Raw genomic sequence first — 20,191 nt, 5'->3', positions numbered from 1 at the left:
TCAGAAGCCGAGGTAGGCGTGGCGCATGCGGTCGTCGGAGAGCAGGTCCGCCGAGGAGCCCTCGGCGGCCACGCGCCCCTGGTTCAGGACGAACCCGTGGTCGGTGACCGACAGGGCGCCGGCCGCGTTCTGCTCCACGAGGACGACCGTCAGGCCGGTGCGCTCCCGCAGGTCGCGCAGCAGGGCGAAGATCTGCTGCGTGATGAGGGGGGCCAGGCCCAGGGAGGGCTCGTCCAGGAGCAGGACCTTGGGGCGGGCCATCAGCGCACGCCCGATGGCCAGCATCTGGCGCTCGCCGCCGGACAGCGTGCTGGCGGACTTGTGCCGCCGCTCGGCCAGCGGCGGGAACAGGTCCATGACCTCGCTCAACGTGGAACGGTCGCGCCGGTCCCTGCGCCAGAGGCCGCCCAGGCGCAGGTTCTCCTCGACGGTGAGTTCGACGATCACGCCGCCGCCCTCGGGGACGTGGGCGAGGCCGCGGGTGATGACCTTCTCCGCGGGAAGCCGCGTGATGTCCTCGCCCGCCAGTACGACCCGTCCGGAGGAGGCGCGGTGCAGTCCGGTGAGGGACCGCAGGAGCGTGGTCTTGCCCGCGCCGTTGGCGCCGAGGACCCCGCACATGCCCTGAGGCGGCACGGCCAGGGACACGTCGGCGAGGGCGCGCACCGCGCCGAAGTGGGCGCTCAGGCCCTCCACCCGCAGGATGGGCTCGGCGCCGCCGTTCCGGGCGGGGTCCGCCGCCGGTGCCGTGCCGGTGTTCGCGCCCGGGGCGGCGCCGTTCGCGTGCTGCGCGCTCATCGTGTGCCTCCGTCGGAGTGCGAGGGTTCGGACGTGGCGGGACCGCCGCTGGGCGCCGCGGCGGAGCCCTCCACCGCGGTGCCGAGGTAGGCCTCGGTGACGGCGGAGTCGGCCTGCACCTCCTCCGGCGTGCCGGTGGAGATGACCTTGCCGAAGTTCAGGACCACGATGTGGTCGCACACCCGCATGACCAGGTCCATGTGGTGCTCGACCAGGACCACGGCCATGTGCTCGCTGAACCCGCGGATCTGGTCGGCGAGGTCGTCGATCTGCTGGCCCGAGAGTCCGCTGGCGGGTTCGTCCAGGAGCAGGAGCTCGGGGTCGGAGACGCACGCGCGGGCCAGCGCCACCTGCTTCTGGATGCCGTAGGGCAGAGTGCCCGGCAGCCGCGCGGCGAACTCTCCGATCCCGAAGCGCTCCAGGGTCGCCTCGGCGCGGGCGCGCAGCTCGCGCTCGTCGCGGTGGTGCCGGCCCAGGCCGGTGACCAGCGACAGGGGGCCGCCCCGCGCGTTCCGGTCGGCGCCCGCCACCACGTTCTCCAGGACCGACATCATCGGGAAGAGGTTCAGGCCCTGGAAGGTGCGCGAGATGCCGGCCCGGGCCAGGTGGTGCGGGCGGCGGCCGGGAGGCGGCGCGCCCTTCCACGAGATGGTGCCGGACGTGGGCCGCAGGATTCCGGAGAGCACGTTGAACAACGTGGTCTTGCCCGCTCCGTTGGGGCCGATGAGACCGACGACGCTACCGGGAGCGACCTGCAGCCCGACGTCGTCGAGGGCGGTCAGGCCCCCGAAGCGCACGGTCACCCCGTCCGCGCTCAGTAGTTGGTCACGTGCGGTCGTTGTCATGGAGTCCTCTCTCCCGGTTGACCTGCGATTCCGTACCGACCGGTTGGTACGGAATCGTGATCGAGCCGCACCGCCCCGCCGTCCACCGGACCGACCGTCACCCGCCCGGTCGGCGCCGGTCCGACGTGGTCAGTTGAACAGGCGTGCCAGGTCCACCCGGGACCTGATGTTGAGCTTTCGGAAGATGCCGCGCAGGTGGTGTTCGACCGTGCGCGGGCTGATGAACATGTGCGCGGCCACCTCGCGGTTGGTGGCCCCCTCCGCCACGAGCCGCGCGATCTGCTGTTGCTGAGCGGTCAGCTCGCTGGTGGCGGAGGGATCGGGCCCCCTCTCGGAGGTCCCGATGGCTCGCAGCTCGGCGCGGGTCTGTCGCACCCACAGCCGGGCTCCGAAGCGTTCGAACGACTCCAACGCGTTGTAGAGGTGTTCACGGGCCCGGCCGGGAAGGCGGGCCCTCCGCAGGAACGCGCCGAAGAGCAGTTGGGTGCGCGCGTGTTCGACGTCGTCGTCACCGCAGGCCCGGTGCAGGGCCAGAGCGTTCTCGAAGTGGTCCGCGGCCTCGTCGGCGCAGGCCAGCAGTCCGGAGCAGCGGGCGGCCAGGGCCAGTACGCCCGGGCTGTCCACCGCCTCCGCCCAGCGGCGGTAGCCCGCCAGGGAGGTGTGCGCCCAGTCGGTCTCCCCCATGCGGGTCGCGGCCTCCACGAAGTGGGGCGCGGTCAGCAGCCGCATGGTCGGGTGTCCGTGACCGGGACCGGCGTGCGCGAGCGCGCGCAGCCGGAAGAACGCGTCGGCGGCGTTGCCGCGCGACAGCTCCAGGACGGCCTGGGCCCAGGCGGCCAGCGCCGAGGCCAGGCCGAGACTGTTCTCGCCCGCCTGCGCGGCCACGGCCTTGGCCCTGATCCGGCAGGTCTCCACGTCCCCCTGGATGGCGGCGATCATGGCCAGCGACGCCAGGTGCTGGGTGGCCCACACCGACTGTCCGCACTCGCGGGCGACCCGCAGACCGGTCAGCGCGGTGCCCGCCGCTGACGGGAAGCGTCCGCTCCAGAACTCCGAGAAGACGAGGAAGCCCAGCGCGGCGGGAACGTTGGCGGTCTCGACCCGGGCGCGCGCGACCTCCACGGCCCGCGAGGTCACCGACCGCACGTAGGGCGCGTCGCCCAGGCGGAGGCCGGTGACACCGGCCCAGATCAGCTCCGACGGCCTGTCGATCTCCACGGCCAGTGCGTTGACGCTGCGCAGCAGGGGTGTGGAACGGACGTAGTCGCCGCGGAAGGAGACCGCGCACCCCTCCAGGTAGGCGCCGATGAGGCGCGTGGACGGCGAGCTGTCCGGCCGCACCAGCGGCAGGGCCAGGTCGGTGATGCGGCCGAAGCGCACGGGGTCGCCCGCCAGGGACGCGGAGTCGGCGGCGCGGACGAAGGCGCGCAGGGCCAGCCCGTGGTCGTGCGGGAGGAGTTCGCGTCCCGCGGCCAGCAGCCGGTCGGCGGCGTCGATGGCGTTCCCGTCGCGCATGTACAGCTGGGCGTCGATGAGGTCGACCGTGGCCCGGCGCCGGTCGGAGACCGCGAGGGGGCGCGCGCGGCCGAGCAGCCGGGCGGCGCGGTCGGAGCGTCCCGCCACGTAGGACTCGTAGGCCGCCGAGGTGAGCCGGCAGGCGCGCTCGTCGGACTCGGGGGTCAGGCCCGCGGCGCGCTCGTAGGTGAGCGAGGCGGCCAGGGAGCCCTCCAGCCGCTTGGCGTGGAGCGCGGCCCCCGCGACGGCGGCGGCGAGGTCGGCGTCCGGGCTCCCGGTGCCGGACGAGGTGTGCAGCGCGAAGTCGACGGGGGCGTGCTCGGCGTCCACGACCGCCGCCAGCTCGCGGTGGGCGGCGCGCAGGCGGCCGGCGGCGCCGCCCTGTGCGATCGCCTCGCGCAGGAGGGGGTCGGTGAAGACGACGGCGTCGCCGTCCACGCGCACCAGGCCGCGCTCCTCGGCGGGCTCCAGGTCGGCGATGGTCGGGGCGGGGTCCCGGCCCGCTTCCCCGCCGGCGCCGGCCGCGAAGCCCCCGTCGGCCTCATCGGTTCCGCCGTCCGCGCTCTCCTGGCCGCCCGCGCGGGCGGCCAGGATCACGTGGGCGCGCGGCTCCCTGGAGAGCGCGGCGAGGAGGAGCAGGTGCCGTGTGGGCCCGGCGAGCTCCATGTAGGGGGTGAGGAGGTCGGCGCGCAGGCGGCCGTCGAGACGCAGGGTCTCGGGCAGGGGGTCGTTCCCGAGCAGCTGGGCGTCGGTGAGGCAGCGCAGGAAGCCGAGGACCGCCGCGGGGTTGCCGTGCGCGGCGGCCACGAGCGCCGTGCGCACGGCCGACCCGACCGTGACCGGGGCGTGGTCGGTGACGATGTCGTGGATCGCGCGCTCGGGCAGCGGCTCGACGAGGTGCTCGGTGACGCCGGGGATGAGCGCGTCGGGGGTGGGCTCTCCGACGGAGGAGGGCAGCCGGGCCCCGGTGGGCTTGTCGTGGCCGCCATGCGCGGCGAAGACCGCGGCCACGGGGGTACCGGTCAGGCGCCGGGCGACGAAGGCGAGCGAGTCCAGCGACGGGCCGTCCAGCCGGTCGGTGTCGTCGACGCAGAGCAGCAGCGGCTGTTCCTCGGCCGCGAGGGTGAGGAGCTCCAGGACGCCGGTGTAGAAGGCGAACCGGTCCGCGTCGGCGACCGCGCCGCCGCCGAGCGTGCGGCGCAGCAGGTCCCGCCGGTCCTCGGCCATGCGGTCGGCGACGGACTCGACCGGGCGCAGCAGCCGCTGGAGCCCGGCGAAGGGCAGGTCGCCCTCGTCGGGGATGCCACCGGCGAACAGGACGGTGAAATCACCGGCCATGGCGCGGGTGTGCTCCAGGAGCGAGGTCTTGCCGCGGCCGGGACCGCCGGAGAGCAGCAGGCACGCCCCGCGCCGGGCCCTCGCTTCGCCGAGTGCGTCGGCGAGGAGCCTCAGTTCGTTTTCGCGACCCCGGAGCCGAACGCTCGGGGGTCCCGTGTAACTGCCAGCCACGTGCTCACAGTTTCACACGAGGGCCCCATCGCGGCAGGTGCGAGCAGGCACACTGGTCGTTTCACCGATACCCGCACGGAGTCGCACGGGACGGTCGCACGAGGCTCGGAAGGGGGTGGAGCGGGGGTGCGCGCGAGGTGTGAACCAGTGTGACAGACGAGTGCCCACCTGCGGTTCCGTTCCGGGGTGAGCGTGACGCGACTCACGTGAACGGGCGCCTCGGGACGGCGGCACGCCCCTCTGTCGGCCACATCACGGTTACCAAGCCGTAATGCGCGGACCACACTCCCCCGCGATCCCGACACAAAGGACAAATGACTCAAAGTGTCATGTTCGACCTGTTTTTCCCGCCGGTCCACCCCGCTTCCCTCCCCCCTCCGCTCCACCCCCGTGTGATCCCCGGCCCCGCGTTCCGGTCACGCCGGTCGGCCCGCGGGGCCAACGACGGGACCCTCCTCAGGCCCCGCCGGTCTGGCGCACCTCCACCTGCGCGATGGTCGGCGGGTCCGCGCCCTCCCGGGTCACGGTGTACGCGGCGGCCCGCGCGGCGAAGCGGAGCAGGTCCTCCACGTCGGCCGTGGTCAGGCCCGCGAGCCGCGCCCGGGGGCCGTCGCCCAGCAGGTCGGCGCGGTCCAGCCAGTACAGCAGGGCGCCCATGAAGGAGTCCCCCGCACCGACGGTGTCCACCACCTCCACCTCGGGCGCGGGGACCGCGACCTCCTCCCCGTGGCTGACCGCGAAGGCCCCCTTCCCGCCGAGCGTGGCCACGACCAGGGCCGGACCCAGCGCCGCGAGCGCTCGGACCGCCTCCCGCGGAGCCAGGTCCGGGTACAGGAAGGCGAGGTCCTCGTCACTGGCCTTGACCACGTGTGCCTGGGCGGCGTGCCGCAGCGCCAGGGCACGGGCGGACGCCGGATCGCCGATCACCTCGCGGCGGATGTTGGGGTCGAGGGTGATCGTGACGCCGCCCCGCCCGTGTTCGCGGCGCAGCATCGCCTCGATGAGCGTGGCACCGGGCTCCCGGAACAGGGCGATGGAGGCGGCGTGCAGGGCGCGCACGCCGGACTCCAGTTCCTCCGGAAGCTCTCCCGGGCGCCACCTCCAGTCGGCCGCGTCGTCCATCCGGAAGTCGTAGCGGGCCGAGCCGTCCGGGCCGAGTGAGGCGAGCGCGAGCGCGGAGGGCTCCTCCGCCGCGAGCAGGCCGACCGGGTCCAGGCCCTCCGCCAGGAGCCGCCGCCGGATGCGGTCGCCGAACCCGTCGGACCCGATCCGGGCCAGCAGGCGGGTGGGAACGCCCAGCCGGGACGCCGCGACCGCCGTGTTGGCGGGACCGCCGCCGGGCGCGGCGCGCAGGAGGCCGCCGTCCTCCCCCGCGGGCAGCAGGTCCATGACGTTCTCGCCGACGACGAGGAGACGGGGGTGTCCGTGACTCACGTGCTCACCTCGGGGTGCTCGGAGGGATCGGAGGAGCCGGAGCCGGGGCCGGCCGGGATCCCGGCCGCGACCGAGGCCGCCAGCTCCCCCTGGGGCAGAAGGACCGCCTGGTAGGCGTGGTAGACGTCGGGTTTGCCCGGCCACACCGTGGCCGCGGGGGCGTTGGCCGCGTCGAGCTCGTGCCGCCAGCTCCCGAGTTCGCGGTCGATGTGGAAGCGCTCGGCGTAGGCCCACCAGCGCTCGTAGTCGCGGGTGTAGTTCGCCCCGCCGGTGCGCCTGGCCAGGGCCCAGGCGGCCATCGTGGCCTCGGCGACCACCCAGTGCATGCGCTCACGCACGACCGGGCGGTCCTCCCAGTCCAGCGTGTAGACGAAACCGTCGGCGCCGTCCACCGCCCAGCCCCGCCGGACGGAGTGCTCGAACAGGAGCTCGGCGTCGGCGAGCAGCCAGTCGGGGACCGGGTCGCCCGCGCGGGTGAGGGCGGCCTCCAGGTGCAGCAGGAGTCGCGCCCATTCGAGCAGGTGGCCGGTGGTGCTGCCGAACGGGCGGAAGGGGTGGTCGGGGCGGTCCCGGTTGTAGTCCGGCAGCGGCGACCAGTCGGCGGTGAAGTGCTCGGGCAGCCGCCAGTCGTGCGCGGCGGCCACTCCGTGGACCAGGCGCTCGGCGATGGCCAGGGCGCGCCGGGTCCACCGGTGGTCACCGGTGGCGTCGGCGGCGGCGAGGAAGGCCTCGACGCTGTGCATGTTGCTGTTCGCGCCGCGGTAGTCCTCGGTCTCCGTCCACGCGGCGTCCCAGCTCTCGCGGACCGCGCCGGCGGACTCCTCCCAGAACCGGGTGTCCACGACCTCCAGCGCCTCCGTCAGGAGCGCGGCGGCACCGGGACGTCCGGCGGCCGTGGCGGTGGCGGCGGCCAGGACGACGAAGGCGTGCTCGTAGGCCGACTTGCGAGGCGGTTCCGGGGCGTCGTCGGCGGACCCGGAATGGGCCTGGGAGCGCTCCCAGGAACCGTTCGGGACATCGGCGGCGGGTACATGGTCGAACCAGCCGCCGTGCTCGGCGTCGCGCAGCGGGCCCGACAGCGCCGCCAGCCCGTGGTCGGCCAGGCGGCCGGCGTCCTCCTCGCCCCGCAGGGACGCCAGGGAGAACACGTGCGTCATGCGCGCGGTGATCCAGGTGGCGGTCGGCCGGTCCCGGCCCACCCCGCCCCGCGAGTCCAGCCAGCCGAAGCCGTCGGGTACCGCCGCGCCCTCGGCGAAGGCGTACAGCCTGCGTTCCTCCTCGCGCAGCCACGCCGGGCCGCCCGGAGCGGAATGTCGATTCTCAGTCAATCCACTGCCTCCTGTCGGTTCACCGCTCCACGCTATCCCCAGCGCTCGCGTCGGCGGAAGCCCGGCCCCGCCCCTGGCCAGGGGGGCGGACACCGGACACGCACCCCGCGCGCCTCCCGCGCGACGGGACGCGCCACCAGCCCGGATAGGGTCCATAACGCCCCTCCGTGCGCGGGTCACCTGACCGGGTTCCCGGCCGAAGGGGCGGCACGCGCCCGGGAAACGGGGCTCCAGAGCCGAACGGGAGGCACACAGTGATGCTCGCGGCGGGCGAGACGCCCGAATTCCTCGGCCCGATCGTGGCACTGCTGGTGTCGGCGGGCCTGATCGGCGCGCTCTTCGTCCGGATCAGGGTCGTCCCGATCGTCGGCTTCCTCCTGGCGGGGGTCCTCCTCGGCCCCCACCAGCTCGGACTGATCGCCGACGAGGAGTCCGTGCGCAGCGCGGCCGACATCGGCGTGATGCTGCTCCTCTTCACCATCGGCGCGGAGTTCTCCGTCGAACGGCTGTCCAGGATCAAGCGCTTCGTCCTGGGCGGCGGCACCGTCCAGGTAGCGCTGACCACGACCGTCGTGGCCGGGCTCTTCGTCCTCTTCGGCCAGGACTGGCGGATCGGTGTCTTCACCGGCTTCCTCGTCGCCCTGTCCTCCACCGCGATCGTGCTCAAGGTGATCGCGGCCAAGGGGGTCACACAGCAACCGGTCGGCCAGGCCGCGGTGGGAACGCTCATCTTCCAGGACCTCGCCATCATCGTCATGGTCCTGCTCATCCCGGTCCTGGGCGGCGAGAGCGACGGAGGCGCCCTGGGGATCGCGCGAGCGCTCGGCACCGCCGCCCTGGTCCTGACCGCCGTCCTGGTCGTGGCGCGCAAGGTCATGCCGCCGCTGCTGGAGCGCGTCGCCCGGCTGTGCTCGCCCGAGGTCTTCCTGCTGACCATCGTGGCCATCGCGCTCGGTGTGGCCTACGTGACCTCGCTCGCCGGGATCAGCGAGGCCCTGGGGGCGTTCCTCGCGGGCATGGTGCTGAGCGAGTCCCGGCACAGCGCCCACGCGCTCAGCGAGATCATGCCGCTGCAGATGATCTTCAGCGCGGTGTTCTTCGTGTCCATCGGCATGCTGCTCGACGTCGGCGCGCTGGCGCGGCTGTGGTGGATGGTCCTGGTCGCGGCCGCCGCCGTCGTGGCGATCAAGGTGGTGACGGCCTACACCGCGGTCGCCGTGCTGAGGGTCGGAGCGCCCACCGCGGTGGGCACCGCCTTCCTCCTCGCGCAGATCGGCGAGTTCTCGTTCGTCCTGCAACAGGTCGGGGCGGACTACGGGCTGACCCCCGCCGGCCTGGGCGCCGAGGGCGACCAACTGCTGGTCGCGGTGACCGTGCTCCTGATGGCGGCCACGCCCGCGCTCGGCGCGCTCGGCGGCACCATCGCCCGGCGCCTGCCCGAGCGCGCGGCGCCCGCGCCCGCCGACGGCGACGGGGGCGAGCCCTCGGGCGACACCCGCGACCGGGTCCTGCTGTCGGGGTGGGGGCCCGTGGCCAGGAACCTGAGCCACTACCTGAGCGTCAACGACATCCCGGTCACCGTGACCACGCTCAGCCCCGACCTCGCCGCCGAGGCGGAGGCGTTCGGGCACACGGTCGTCCGCGGTGAGGCGATCAGGGCCGGCGTGCTGCACGAGGTCGACATGGAGCGCGTCAAGCTCATCGTCATCGCGGAGAACTCCGCGGAGGAGGCCACCCACATCGCGCACGTCCTGCACGGCGTCGCCCCCGGCGTGCCGATCGTGGTCCGGCCGACCGACGCCCCGGACGTCCCGGGCCTGTACGAGGCCGAGGTGGACCGGGTGGTGGACACCCACCGCGCGGTGACGGAGCCGCTGGGGCGGACCGTCCTGGACCTGCTCAAGATCGACCACGTGGACATGGGCCGTCCCAACCCGACCGCCGTCGACGCCTTCCGGGCCGACCCCGCCACCGCCTGCGCGCACGCCGAGACGATCCAGCCGGTCCTGCCCAAGAGCGCCGGGTGCACCGAGTGCCTGCGCCAGGGCCGACGCGACTGGATCCACCTGCGACTGTGCACGAGCTGCGGGTTCGTCGGCTGCTGCGACGACTCCCCGGGGCGGCACGCCGCCCTGCACACCGAGCGGTTCGGCCACCCGATCGTCCGCTCCGTGGAACCCGGCGAGACCTGGGCGTGGTGCTACCTGGACGCGGTCATGCTCGCCTCCGCCGACGCACCCGCCGAACGGCCCTGACCCAGGGCGTGTTCCGTGGATGCCGCCCGTCGCGAGCGGCGTTCCGGTGCGGCCGTCACAAGGCCGAAGAAGAAGGCGTCCCGGTGTGGCTGTCGACTGATGAGAACGCGGCGAGAGCCGTGCCGGGGCGCCGCGCAGCAGGGTCAGTATCCGCGGAACACGCCCTAGCGCCCCGGGCGCGGGCCGAAGCGGAGAGGACTGCGCCGAAGGCGTCCGTCGGGGGTGGTGGCGGGCGACGGCGCGGGTACGAGCGGCGGCCCAGGCAGGACACGACGGTCGGCGGCACGGCAGGTCCAGCGGATCTGGGCCGCGACGGAGGCCGGATCGTCGACCATCGGGATGTGGCCGCAGCCGATCAGCGACACCATCCGCGCGTGCGGCACCCGCAGGTGCGCGGCGACCGCGCTGGACGGCAGCAGCGTGCGGTCGCGGTCGCCCCAGGCGATCGTGACCGGGCACTCGATCGGCCGTGCCTCGAAGGAGTACGCGGCCACCCTGGGCACCATCCGGAGGAAGGGCGACCCGGGTTCCAGTCCGCGCACGGCGAAGCGCGTCGCCTTGGCCTCGGGTGAGGCGGGGTTGCCGCGCAGGACGGCACGGGCCAGGGCCCGGGCCGGACCGGTGTCGGCCAGCCGCTCCTTGACCCGCAGGGGCACGCGGCCGACCAGGTGGGCGGCGCCGCCGGCGGCGCGCATCCCGAGGCGGGCCAGCGGGTCGGAGAAGCCGATCGGTGAGAACACCGTCACCGACCCGGTGACGCCGCGCACCCCGAGTTCGAGTGCGATCGCCCCGCCGAGCGAGTTGCCCGCCACGTGTGGCCGCTCGAACCCGTGCAGGGCGCAGAACTCCTGGACGGCCGTGGTCAGGGAGTGGACGTCGTAGGGCTCGCCCGTGGCGGGAGCCGGACTGGACCCGAAACCCGGCAGGTCCACGCACACGATCTCGTACTCCCGCAGGAGGTCGGCCGACACCGAGCGCCAGCACTGACGCCGGTCACCGAGGCCGTGGAGCATGATCAGGGGGCGTCCGACGCCCCGGCGCTCACATCTGATGAGTGTCGGATCCATGAACATCGGTCTACCTCCCGGCGACCCCTCCCTCCAAGCCGGAACACTCCCGGTTCGGTCAAGGACTCCACCGGCCGCGGCGTGACCCGCGAGAGCGGGACCGGCCGGAGTGCGACCGGGAGCGGGGCGGGCGCGGGCCGGAGCGCTCAGCGGATCCAGCGCGGGCGCGCTGCGCGGGTCAGGACCAGGCCGGCCACGACGGCGAGCAGGCCGAGCAGGGGCACCGTGCCCACGCCCAGGCCGGACACCGTCAGGACCAGCAGGCCCCCGCCCACCAGTGCGGCGGCGGTGAGCGCGCGGACCGTTCCGGGGACTCCGGACAGCACGGCGGGGGGCTCCTCCAGCCGGACCGCGTAGCGGGCCAGCGGCACGACGAGCGCCACCAGGGTCACCGTCCCCACCACGCCCCACAGGGCCCACAGCCCGGTCATCGGCTCCGGAGTGTCCATCCCCAAGCCGAACACCAGCACACCGGCGACCACGCTCAGGGGCACCATGTGCCAGAGGTAGACGGTCATCAGCTGCGGGCACACCCAGTCCAGCAGCCGGGCGGTACCGGGACGGGCAGCCCAGGCGTTGATCCGGTCCCGCAGCAGGACGGCGACACCGACCTGCGCTGTGCCCACGGCGGCGAGCACCAGCGTCGGAGGCGAGACGTTGGAGGACTCCAGGGCGAACACGCCGGTCATGTTCGGCGAGTACGGGCCCACGATCGCCAGGGCCACCGCGGCCGCCGCGCCGCCGACCGCCATCAGCACGGCGTGGCGGCGGCGGATCGCGCCGTGGCCGTAGAGGAAGCCGAGCTGGTGGACTCCAAGCCACACGAACGCGATGTTGGCGAAGCCGAACGCGTCCGTGCCGGTCCCGAAGCGGAGCACGTCCACGACCGCCGCCCCCGTGAACAGGACCGCCGGGACACGCCAGCCGAAGCGCTCCTGCGCGGCGGACAGCACGGGTGTGCACACCACCACGAGCACGTACACCGCGAGGAACCACAGCACCATGCCGGCCGCACCCGAGCCCGCCGCCATCGTCGTCTCCGGGACGCCGCCGAGCACCATCACGTGGCTGGTGACGATCCACAGGACCGCGAGCGGGACGACCGGCCAGGCCAGCCGCCGCAGGCGACGGGCGATCCACGTGGACGCCGCGGTTCCCCGCCCGGAGGCCGAGTGCCAGCTGATGAGGTTGGCGGCTCCGCCGACGAAGAAGATCAGCGGCATGACCTGGACGGCCCACGTCAGCAGGTACCCGCCGTCGTGGGAGAGGACGCTGCCGACCGAGAGCCCGTCCGCGTCGCCGACCAGTGTCGGCAGCCACCAGTGCTGCGCCACGACCAGCCCCATGACCAGGAGTCGGATGACGTCCAGGAAGCGGTCCCGCCCGGCGTGCGGGCGCCCCTGCTCCGGGATCCGGACGAGCTGGGCGGTGGGCGGTGGTGGCGGCCCGCCCTCGGGTGCCGACTCGACGGTCACGGTCATCGCTCGCTCCTTCTTCTTCCCGGCCGTGCGCGCCCACGTGGGCGCGCGCGGCCCGCATGGGCCGTGTCGACCGGGATCAGGGGGTCGTGACGCGCGGATGATCCGAGTGACGCGTCGTAGTACGACCCTAGGTGGGAGCCCGTGGCTCGCGCGATGGATACAGCGCCACTTCCGTCGCGGTGGGCCACCCACCCCGCAGGGGTGGTGGCTGCACCACCCCCCGTCCCGGGCGCCCCGAGACGAAGTGCCGTCGTGCCAGGTCAGCCGAGTTCGGGCGCGGTGGGGACCGCGCGCTTGTGCGCGGTGACGCGGTAGCGGTCGACCAGGGTGGTCTCGACGTGCTCGGGCACGGGCAGGCCCTCCAGGAAGTCGTCGATCCGATCGTAGGTCAGACCGAGCGCCTCCTCGTCCGGCTTCTGCGGGGCCAGCGTCTCCAGGTCGGCCGTGGGCACCTTGTGCACCAGGTCCTCCGGGGCGCCGAGTTCGGCGGCGAGAGCACGCACGCGGCGCTTGGTCAGGCCGGTGAGCGGCACGATGTCCACGCCACCGTCGCCGTACTTGGTGAAGAAGCCGGTGACGGCCTCGGCCGCGTGGTCGGTGCCGACCACCAGTCCGCCCAGGCCCCCGGCGACCGCGTACTGGGCGATCATGCGCTGGCGGGCCTTGACGTTGCCGATGACGAAGTCCTCGGCGGCGGGTCCGGCGTAGGCCATCCCGGACTCGGTGACGGAGGCCGCCATGGCGTCGGTGGCGGGTTTGACGTCCACGGTGAGGCAGCGGTCGGGCGCGGAGAACTCGACGGAGCGCGCGGCGTCCTCCTCGTCCTTCTGGACGCCGTAGGGCAGGCGCATGGCGATGTACTCGGCGGCGTGCCCGGCTGCGACCGCGCGGTCCACGGCCAGGCGGCAGAGGCGTCCGGCGGTGAGGGAGTCCACGCCGCCGCTGATGCCCAGGACCAGGGCCGCGGAACCCGTCGTGGTCAGCCGTTCGGCGAGGAAGGCGACGCGGCGCTCGATCTCCGCGCGCGCGTCGAAGTCGGCGGCGACCTCCAGGTCGCGGATGATCTCGCGTCGGGCCCGGCTCAGGCTGGTCTCGGTCACTGTGCGTCCCCCGTGGGTGTGGTGCGTGTGCCCGCCGATTATCGCGTGCGGGGGAGGCCGCTCACTCCTCGGGGCGCAGTCGGCGGGCGAAGCGCTCGTAGTCGACGACGACCCCGTCGCCGTCGACGGACAGGTGGTACTCGCCGTGGTGGGGGTCGCGGTAGGTGTAGTGCTCCAGGCCGTTCTCCGGGGGGTGGCGCGTGTAGCGCTGCCGGACCCGGCGGATCCGCAGGGAGGGGATGTCGATCCAGGCGACGGCGATGTCCCGGTACTCCCCGGGTCTGAGCCCCAGGCGGCGGATGGGCAGGGTGTTGGTGAGCGGAGTGGCGGCGACGTCGGTGTCCTGGCAGCCGACGAGCTCGGGGACGGGGCGGCCCGCGGCGTCGGTCCAGTGCCCGTCCCGCGCGGTGAGCGTGACGGAGGTCAGCCCTTCGCGGGAGACGACCTCCACACGCACCTCGCGCGTCGTCCAGGCCAGGTCGGTGCGGACCGTGAAGCGGGTGAAGAAGCGTTCCTCGCCCTCGACCACGGTCTCGCCCCCTTCCAGACGGAAGCCGCCGGGCTCGGGGATGAGGGCACCGAGGCCGAGTCCTTCGGGCACGTCGGTGCGAGTCCATGCGGCTGGGTGTTTCGTCAGTGACGACATGTCACCGTTCTACCGCTCCACCGCGCACGCGCGCCAGAGAGGGCTCCGGGCCCGCGCCGCGGCTGCGGCGCGGGCCCGGAAGGCCTGCGGTCGGGGCGTTCCGGCCGCTCGGGGACGGCCGTTGCCCGGGGAGGGCCTCAGCCCGCGGAGACCTCGTCGGGCGCGGGGCCGGACTTGGCCGCGCGGACCTCGGCCTCGACGCGGTCGAAGTCGCTCTCCATCGCCCCGGTCACCCTGCCGAGGCCGTTGAAGAGCACGATGGCCAGGAAGCTCAGGATCACGGCCGGAACCATCGCGTACAGACCGGTCCCGAAGTAGTTCGTGTCCAGGATGTCCCACAGGATCGCGGTGCCGCCGCCGACGACCATGCCGGCCATCGCGCCGATCGCGGTCATCCGCTTCCAGAACATCGCCAGGAGGAGGACCGGACCGAACCCGGCACCGAACCCGGCCCAGGCGTAGCCCACCAGGTCCATGACGGACTGGTTGCCCCACAGGGCGATGCCCGCTGCGGCGACCGCGACCGCCAGCACGGTGCCGCGGCTGATCCACAGCAGGGTGCGCGGGTCGGCGTCGCGGTCCACGAAGGCCTTGTACCCGTCCTCGGTGAGGGAGGAGGCGGCGACCAGCAGCTGCGAGTCGGCGGTGCTCATGACGGCGGCGAGGATCGCGGCCAGCAGGATTCCGGCGACCAGCGGGTGGGTGAGCGCCTCGATCAGCTGCGGGAAGACCTGCTCGGGGTTCTCGAGCGGGGTGCCGAAGTACGCGATGCCGATGAAGCCGACCACGACGGCCAGGGTCATGGCGGTGACGGCCCAGGCGACGCTGACCGTGCCGGCCACGCGGATGTCCTTGACGGAGCGGATGCCCATGAAGCGGGCGAGGATGTGCGGCTGGCCGAAGTAGCCGAGGCCCCAGGCCAGACCGGAGACGATGACGACCCAGCCCAGCGTGTCGGTGGCGACCCACTCACCCAGTTCGGTGTCGAGCGCGGCACCGCCGACGGCCGACATCAGGCCCTCGTGGTTCGCGCTGACGCTCTCGGCCACGCCGCCGAAGCCGCCCAGGGCGACGATCGCCATGACCGGGACGACCAGCAGTGCCAGCCACATCATGGCGGCCTGGATGACGTCGGTGTAGGAGACGGCGAGGAAGCCGCCGAGCACGGTGTAGAGCACCACGATGCTGAGGCCGATCGCGATGGCGGGCGCCGGGGCCAGGCCGAAGACCTGGTCGAAGAGGGCGGCCATGGCGACGAGGCCGGAGGCGACGTAGAAGAAGTAGAAGACGATGATCAGGACGGCCGAGATGCCGCGCAGCAGACGGGTCCTGTCGTTGAAGCGGTTCTCCAGGAAGGAGGACAGGGTCAGCGAGTCGGAGTCGCCGCCCACCCGGGAGTCGGTGACGCGCTCGGTGTACACGCGCAGCCGGGGCGCGAGCAGGATCCAGCTGCCCGCGAAGCCGGCGGCCAGTCCGACCGCGATCCAGGCCTCGCCGAGACCGGACACGTAGATGGCGCCGGGCAGGCCGAGCAGGAGCCAGCCGCTGAAGTCCGAGGCGTTGGCGCTCAGACCGGCGACCCACGGGTTGAGCTGGCGACCGCCGAGGACGAAGTCCGACTGCGAGACGGTGCGCCTGTACACCCACAGACCGATGGCCACCATCACGGCGAGATACACGCCGAAGGTGGCGATCGAGCCGAGAACGGAGTTGTTCACGACGCCTTCTCCCTTCCTTGAGCGCGCGGCCGAGACCCTGACGCGCTGATTTGTGGACTGGTGGCGATCATGTCCCGTTGTCGGCACGGTCACAATGCCCTGTAGGTGGAACAACACCGCTTCGAGACCCCGTTGAGTCCTTGACCAGGCACGATTGTCCGCCAGGCCACGGTGGGGGCGCCCCGTTTGTCCGATCGGACAAACGATACTGCGGATGACCATGTCATCCGATCTATTAATGCGAATCAGCCCCCGACCCACGGTTCCACGGGCCGCTTCCGGACGGCCCGAAGGCCCGGCGGGCCCGGAGCCGGCCCTCCATTCACGCGCACGCGCACGCGCGGAGAGTGCCGCGTTCGGGCACGTGCGGCCCGCGCTGCGGGGCGGGCCCCCGGCGGACACGCCCCGATGGCTGGGCAGCGGCGCCCGCCCGGGCTACCGTTACGGCATGGACGCTCAGCCCGCTCCCGCCCGTTCCCGCACGATCGGCCCCTCGGGGATATGCCCCCGTGGCGAGCACGACTGGCAGCCGCCGTCGCCCGGATCGGCACGTCACATGTGCACCAAGTGCAACTCCATGATGATGCGCAACTATGAGCCTCGCCGTTCCGAGAATTCCGAGAATCCCCAGACTCTAAACGCGCCGCAATAGGCACATAAGCATCACTGGTTTCTTCATGCACTCGGCCGGCCCCACCCTCTGGCGGCAGGGGGCGCGGCGGCGTCAGACGTACGGGAGTCCGGGGGCGGTTCCCGCCGCGGATCACGCGGAGGCCGACCCCGGCGATGGTGTCGAACCCGTCGGCTCACGGGCCCGCCGAGCGAGCCGATGGCGTGCGCGGGCCCGCCGAGCGGGCGGACGGCGTGCGCGGGCCCGGCCCCGGGCAGAGGGCGGCGCGGGGAACTTCCATTCGACCGGACCGGCCCCTGCTCTCCCCACCTGAAAAGACGCAGGTCACATCCCCACCACCCCACTTCGCCGAACCCCGCGGGGCGGTAATGAACATTTCCGCCGGCTTTCGCGGGTGCCGCCGGAAGCGCCCTCCCGCGGATCACAGCGGCCCGCGCCGGTTCAATCGTGGAGCGCCCCTTTCGAACGGCGTCAAGTCTTGACAGTGTGAGGATGCCCTCCTTATGATGGCTTCTGTTGCGAACTGATGGGAGCGCTCCCACTCACAGTCGCACATCCAGGGCAAGGACCCGAGGGGTCTTTGCCCGTGCGGATTTTTCGCACCTCCCCGTCGAAAAGGTTATTTCTGGAGGGAGAAAACTCAAGACGATTCTTCCCCGCTGATTCAAAGGTTCCCTTGGAATCATTGCGGGGCTATTTTTGTTTTCTCCTGTGTTCTGTCCTGGGAGACTGGGGTCTTGGCGGGGGTTTGAAGGATCTCGGTCGACGGATTTACTTCTTATATTCCTTCTTTTGGATACAATCATGACCGTCAGTGAAGCAGAAGACAACTTCTTGACCAATCAGGTTCCCGCATCGGCGGCGCACGAAGTGGAGCTGCTGCGGAGATACCCGGACCGCCTGGTCGGCGTGCAGGTGATTCTCTCGGTCGCCGACAGTGTGTTGAGGCAGGGCATGCAGACCCTCCTGTCAGAATTCCCCTTCTGGGGGCTGCGTACTTCACTGAACGTGCAGGACGTCGACTTCGGGTCGATCGATCCGTCCCGCTCCGTCCTGATCCTTGCTGATTCCGATGCCGGATCCGTCCAGTGGTCCGACATCCCCCTCTCGTGCAAAGTCCTCATCCTGGTCGGAGATACGGCAAGAATCGACCTGCTGAAGAACTTCTCCAGGGCGGACGGTTTTCTCCTCCAGGGCAAGCTGGATTCCGCAATCCTTGCCGATGCGGTGCCCCGTGTACTTTCCGGAGATTTTCCGATGCCCTCCGAAGTGGCGAGGATACTTCTGTCCCAGGAGTCGTCCCAGGACCCCTCACTGGCGCGTCCCACACGGATGACCGAGCGTCAGCGTGAAACCCTGCTTCTGCTGTCAGAAGGACTCAGCAATCGACAGATCGGACTGCGCCTTCGTATTTCAGAACACGGCGCCAAGCGGTTGGTGACGAGCGTGCTGGCCAAACTCGATGCCCCTAACCGTGCTTCTGCCGTCGCCTCGGCCATGCGTCAGGGGATCTTGTGATGACAATATGAATTCTATCTCCGACAGCAGATCCGGGGCCCACGATGGGCGGTGCAGTTCTGCGTGTTCGATGGGAATTCCACCTTGAAGAAGCAGGTCAGAGGCTCGCAGAGTCCTTGCGGTCGTATTTCTCTGCGGGCGGTCCGATCGGAGGAGAGGCACACCCCGGGTCGAGGGCGGCACCCCGGCCAGAGAGGCCCAGAGGATCCGACCGCACTCGAAAACCCGGATCATCCGATCTGCTCCTGGAGAGGGAGATATGAGTGCTGTGGCCGGCCGTTCCCTCAGGAACGCGGACCGAAATGTGGCCGCGCCGGCCCGGCCTCGAAGAACTCGAAGAATACGCCGCTCCCCGCATCTCGTGGCCGCGCGTGTCCGACCGGGTATACCCGGTCGGGTGTGTCTGTTCATCCGCCGGATCGTCCCTTGTTCCCGGGCGACCCGCCTCTGCATGATCGGGGTGTTCCGGGGGTGAGGGCTACCGAGAGGTGAATCGATGGATGTTCTTCCGAAAGCCGGACCAGATCCCACTCTGGTCTCCTGTCTGAGGGCGCACGCGCGTTCGGTTCCGGAGAAGGAAGCCGTCAGTTTCGCGGCCAGGCCCTTGGAGAACTCGGTAGAGACCCTCGACTACGCGGCACTCGACCGGGGCGCCCGCCGCGTGGCGGCCCTGCTGCAACGGGACTTCTCCCTCGGGGAGCGGGCGCTGTTGCTGTACCCGCCGGGCACGGCGTTCTTCACGGCCTTCATCGGGTGCCTCTACGCCGGGGTCGTCCCGGCGGTCGCACCACTGCCGGACGGCCAGCGGCACCGCAACGACCGGTCGGGAGAGATGGTGCGCAGTATCGGCGCGTCCGCACTGCTGACCGAGGAGTCGGCGGCCGAGGACACCAGGGCGTGGATCGGTGCGCTCGCGGACGCCCCTCCGATCATCGTGACCGACCGACTCGGGGATCTTCCGTCACCTGACACCTGGGTCGACCCCGAGGTCGGACCCGACCACGTCGCCTTCCTGCAGTTCACCTCCGGATCGACGAGCACGCCCCGCGGGGTCGTGGTGCGCCACCACAACATCCTCGACAACGCCGAGCACTTCAGCCGGGTCAACGGGTGCGGATTCGAGAACCGTTTCGGCGGCTGGCTGCCGATGCACCATGATTTCGGCCTGCTGTCCATGTTCCTGTTCCCCCTCTACTACGGAGCGAGCACCGTCCACATGCCCGCGTCCGCCTTTCTGCGGCGTCCGCATTCCTGGTTCCACCTGATCGACCACTTCGGCCTCGACTTCTCCTCGTCTCCGAACTTCGGGTACGACCTGTGCGTCCGCCGTGTCACCGATGAGCAGGCCGAGGGGATCGACCTCTCGCGGTGGAGGTGGGCGATCGACGGTGCCGAACCGGTGCTGCCCGCGACCCTGCGCCGGTTCTCGGAGCGGTTCCAGGGCTTCGGATTCCGCCCCGGGACCCTGGTCCCGGGCTACGGACTCGCGGAAGCCACGCTCATGGTGACCTGCGACGCCGGGGACGAGCCGCCCACCGTGCTCCGCGCCGACGCGGCCCGCCTGGAGAAGGGCGAGGTCCACCCGGTCCCGGAGGACGAGCCCGGACGCGAACTCGTGCGCTGCGGCGACATCCGGACCCCGGGTTCGGACACGCGGCTGCTGATCGTCGACCCGGACACCGGAGACGTCCTGCCCGACGGCGCGGTGGGGGAGATCTGGATCAGCGGCTCCAGCGTGACCCACGGGTACTGGAACCGGCCCGAGGAGACCCGGGCGTCGTTCGACGCGGCCACGTCCGACGGGCGGAGGGGGTTCCTCCGTACGGGAGACCTGGCCGCGGTCCATGACGGAGGGCTCTACGTCACCGGCCGGATGAAGGAAGTCCTCATCTACCACGGCCGCAACATCTACCCGCACGACCTCGAAGCCGCGGCCCGCTCGGCGGACACACGCCTGGAGCACGGCATCGGTGCGGCCTTCACCGTGCGCGGTGCCGAGGACAGGGAGGAGATCGTCCTCGTCCACGAAGCGCGGCCGCGCGGTGCCGACGCCGATCAGATCGAGGAGGTGCTCACCCGGATCCACCGGAGGGTCTCGCGGGAGTCCGGTGTGGCCCTGGGCGCCATCGTGCTCGTGCGCCGCGGCGGGGTCAAGCGCACCACCAGCGGAAAGATCCAGCGCTTGAAGATGCGTTCGGCCTTCCTCGCCGGAGACCTCAAACCGGTGGCGGTACGGATCTCGCCCGCGCTGGGCGACTCCGTCCCGGACGCCCTGAACCGTGTCCGGGGTGAGAAGCGGTGAACGGTACGACGCCCCTCCCCTCCCCTCCCCCGCACGGAGACACG

Annotated in this window: 13 protein-coding genes; 3 read left to right on the top strand and 10 right to left on the bottom strand. The window is 71.9% G+C overall.

Annotated features, from left to right (window positions below):
* The 5 genes from M1P99_RS13275 to M1P99_RS13255 form a co-directional block, all read right to left on the bottom strand.
* Window positions 1-798: an ABC transporter ATP-binding protein gene (locus M1P99_RS13275; RefSeq protein ID WP_304452965.1), complete on the bottom strand. Its 798-nt coding sequence runs from the start codon at window positions 796-798 to the stop codon at window positions 1-3.
* On the bottom strand, window positions 795-1,643 hold the full coding sequence (locus tag M1P99_RS13270; protein ID WP_304452964.1) for an ABC transporter ATP-binding protein: 849 nt from the start codon (window positions 1,641-1,643) through the stop codon (window positions 795-797). Before M1P99_RS13270 ends, M1P99_RS13275 begins: the two co-directional genes overlap by 4 nt.
* Before the next feature lie 129 nt (window positions 1,644-1,772).
* Window positions 1,773-4,667: a LuxR family transcriptional regulator gene (locus M1P99_RS13265; RefSeq protein WP_304452963.1), complete on the bottom strand. Its 2,895-nt coding sequence runs from the start codon at window positions 4,665-4,667 to the stop codon at window positions 1,773-1,775.
* A 456-nt stretch (window positions 4,668-5,123) separates the two neighbouring features.
* Complete coding sequence (locus M1P99_RS13260) at window positions 5,124-6,056, bottom strand: carbohydrate kinase (RefSeq protein WP_304455677.1); 933 nt, start codon at window positions 6,054-6,056, stop codon at window positions 5,124-5,126.
* A gap of 41 nt (window positions 6,057-6,097) precedes the next feature.
* Window positions 6,098-7,429, bottom strand: a complete 1,332-nt coding sequence (locus M1P99_RS13255; protein WP_304452962.1) for an AGE family epimerase/isomerase — start codon at window positions 7,427-7,429, stop codon at window positions 6,098-6,100.
* A 257-nt stretch (window positions 7,430-7,686) separates the two neighbouring features.
* Between M1P99_RS13255 and M1P99_RS13250 the strand changes: the two genes are divergently transcribed.
* Complete coding sequence (locus M1P99_RS13250) at window positions 7,687-9,684, top strand: cation:proton antiporter (RefSeq protein ID WP_304455676.1); 1,998 nt, start codon at window positions 7,687-7,689, stop codon at window positions 9,682-9,684.
* Window positions 9,685-9,848: 164 nt separating this feature from the next.
* Here the strand turns inward: M1P99_RS13250 and M1P99_RS13245 are convergent, their stop codons facing one another.
* The 5 genes from M1P99_RS13245 to putP form a co-directional block, all read right to left on the bottom strand.
* Window positions 9,849-10,751 (bottom strand): alpha/beta fold hydrolase, encoded by a 903-nt coding sequence (locus M1P99_RS13245; protein ID WP_304452961.1) that lies wholly within the window; start codon window positions 10,749-10,751, stop codon window positions 9,849-9,851.
* A 146-nt stretch (window positions 10,752-10,897) separates the two neighbouring features.
* Window positions 10,898-12,232 (bottom strand): acyltransferase, encoded by a 1,335-nt coding sequence (locus tag M1P99_RS13240; RefSeq protein WP_304452960.1) that lies wholly within the window; start codon window positions 12,230-12,232, stop codon window positions 10,898-10,900.
* A gap of 260 nt (window positions 12,233-12,492) precedes the next feature.
* A complete protein-coding gene (gene nadE, locus M1P99_RS13235) occupies window positions 12,493-13,332 on the bottom strand; it encodes an ammonia-dependent NAD(+) synthetase (protein WP_304452959.1) in 840 nt (279 codons plus the stop codon).
* A gap of 61 nt (window positions 13,333-13,393) precedes the next feature.
* Entirely contained in the window at window positions 13,394-13,978 is a 585-nt protein-coding gene (locus M1P99_RS13230; protein ID WP_304452958.1) for a putative glycolipid-binding domain-containing protein, read from the bottom strand.
* 137 nt (window positions 13,979-14,115) lie between these two features.
* Window positions 14,116-15,696 carry a sodium/proline symporter PutP gene (gene putP / locus M1P99_RS13225; RefSeq protein ID WP_304452957.1) on the bottom strand — a complete coding sequence of 527 codons (1,581 nt, stop codon included), beginning with the start codon at window positions 15,694-15,696 and terminating at the stop codon, window positions 14,116-14,118.
* Between the two features lie 1,435 nt (window positions 15,697-17,131).
* Between putP and M1P99_RS13220 the strand changes: the two genes are divergently transcribed.
* Both M1P99_RS13220 and M1P99_RS13215 read left to right on the top strand, forming a co-directional pair.
* Window positions 17,132-17,845: a LuxR C-terminal-related transcriptional regulator gene (locus tag M1P99_RS13220; protein ID WP_304452956.1), complete on the top strand. Its 714-nt coding sequence runs from the start codon at window positions 17,132-17,134 to the stop codon at window positions 17,843-17,845.
* A 496-nt stretch (window positions 17,846-18,341) separates the two neighbouring features.
* Window positions 18,342-20,147, top strand: a complete 1,806-nt coding sequence (locus M1P99_RS13215; RefSeq protein ID WP_304452955.1) for a fatty acyl-AMP ligase — start codon at window positions 18,342-18,344, stop codon at window positions 20,145-20,147.
* The last annotated feature ends 44 nt before the right edge of the window (window positions 20,148-20,191 follow it).

This window comes from Nocardiopsis sp. YSL2 (genome assembly GCF_030555055.1).
Taxonomy (GTDB): Bacteria; Actinomycetota; Actinomycetes; order Streptosporangiales; family Streptosporangiaceae; genus Nocardiopsis.
This window is presented reverse-complemented; position numbering and strand designations above follow the sequence as displayed.

Bases quoted from the DNA above. Each gene is read 5' to 3' on its own strand.
- M1P99_RS13275 (WP_304452965.1), bottom strand. From the start codon at position 798: ATGAGCGCGCAGCACGCGAACGGCGCCGCCCCGGGCGCGAACACCGGC.
- M1P99_RS13240 (WP_304452960.1), bottom strand. From the start codon at position 12,232: ATGACCGTGACCGTCGAGTCGGCACCCGAGGGCGGGCCGCCACCACCG.
- M1P99_RS13220 (WP_304452956.1), top strand. From the start codon at position 17,132: ATGACCGTCAGTGAAGCAGAAGACAACTTCTTGACCAATCAGGTTCCC.
- M1P99_RS13260 (WP_304455677.1), bottom strand. From the start codon at position 6,056: ATGGACCTGCTGCCCGCGGGGGAGGACGGCGGCCTCCTGCGCGCCGCG.
- M1P99_RS13245 (WP_304452961.1), bottom strand. From the start codon at position 10,751: ATGGATCCGACACTCATCAGATGTGAGCGCCGGGGCGTCGGACGCCCC.
- M1P99_RS13230 (WP_304452958.1), bottom strand. From the start codon at position 13,978: ATGTCGTCACTGACGAAACACCCAGCCGCATGGACTCGCACCGACGTG.
- M1P99_RS13215 (WP_304452955.1), top strand. From the start codon at position 18,342: ATGGATGTTCTTCCGAAAGCCGGACCAGATCCCACTCTGGTCTCCTGT.
- M1P99_RS13250 (WP_304455676.1), top strand. From the start codon at position 7,687: ATGCTCGCGGCGGGCGAGACGCCCGAATTCCTCGGCCCGATCGTGGCA.
- M1P99_RS13270 (WP_304452964.1), bottom strand. From the start codon at position 1,643: ATGACAACGACCGCACGTGACCAACTACTGAGCGCGGACGGGGTGACC.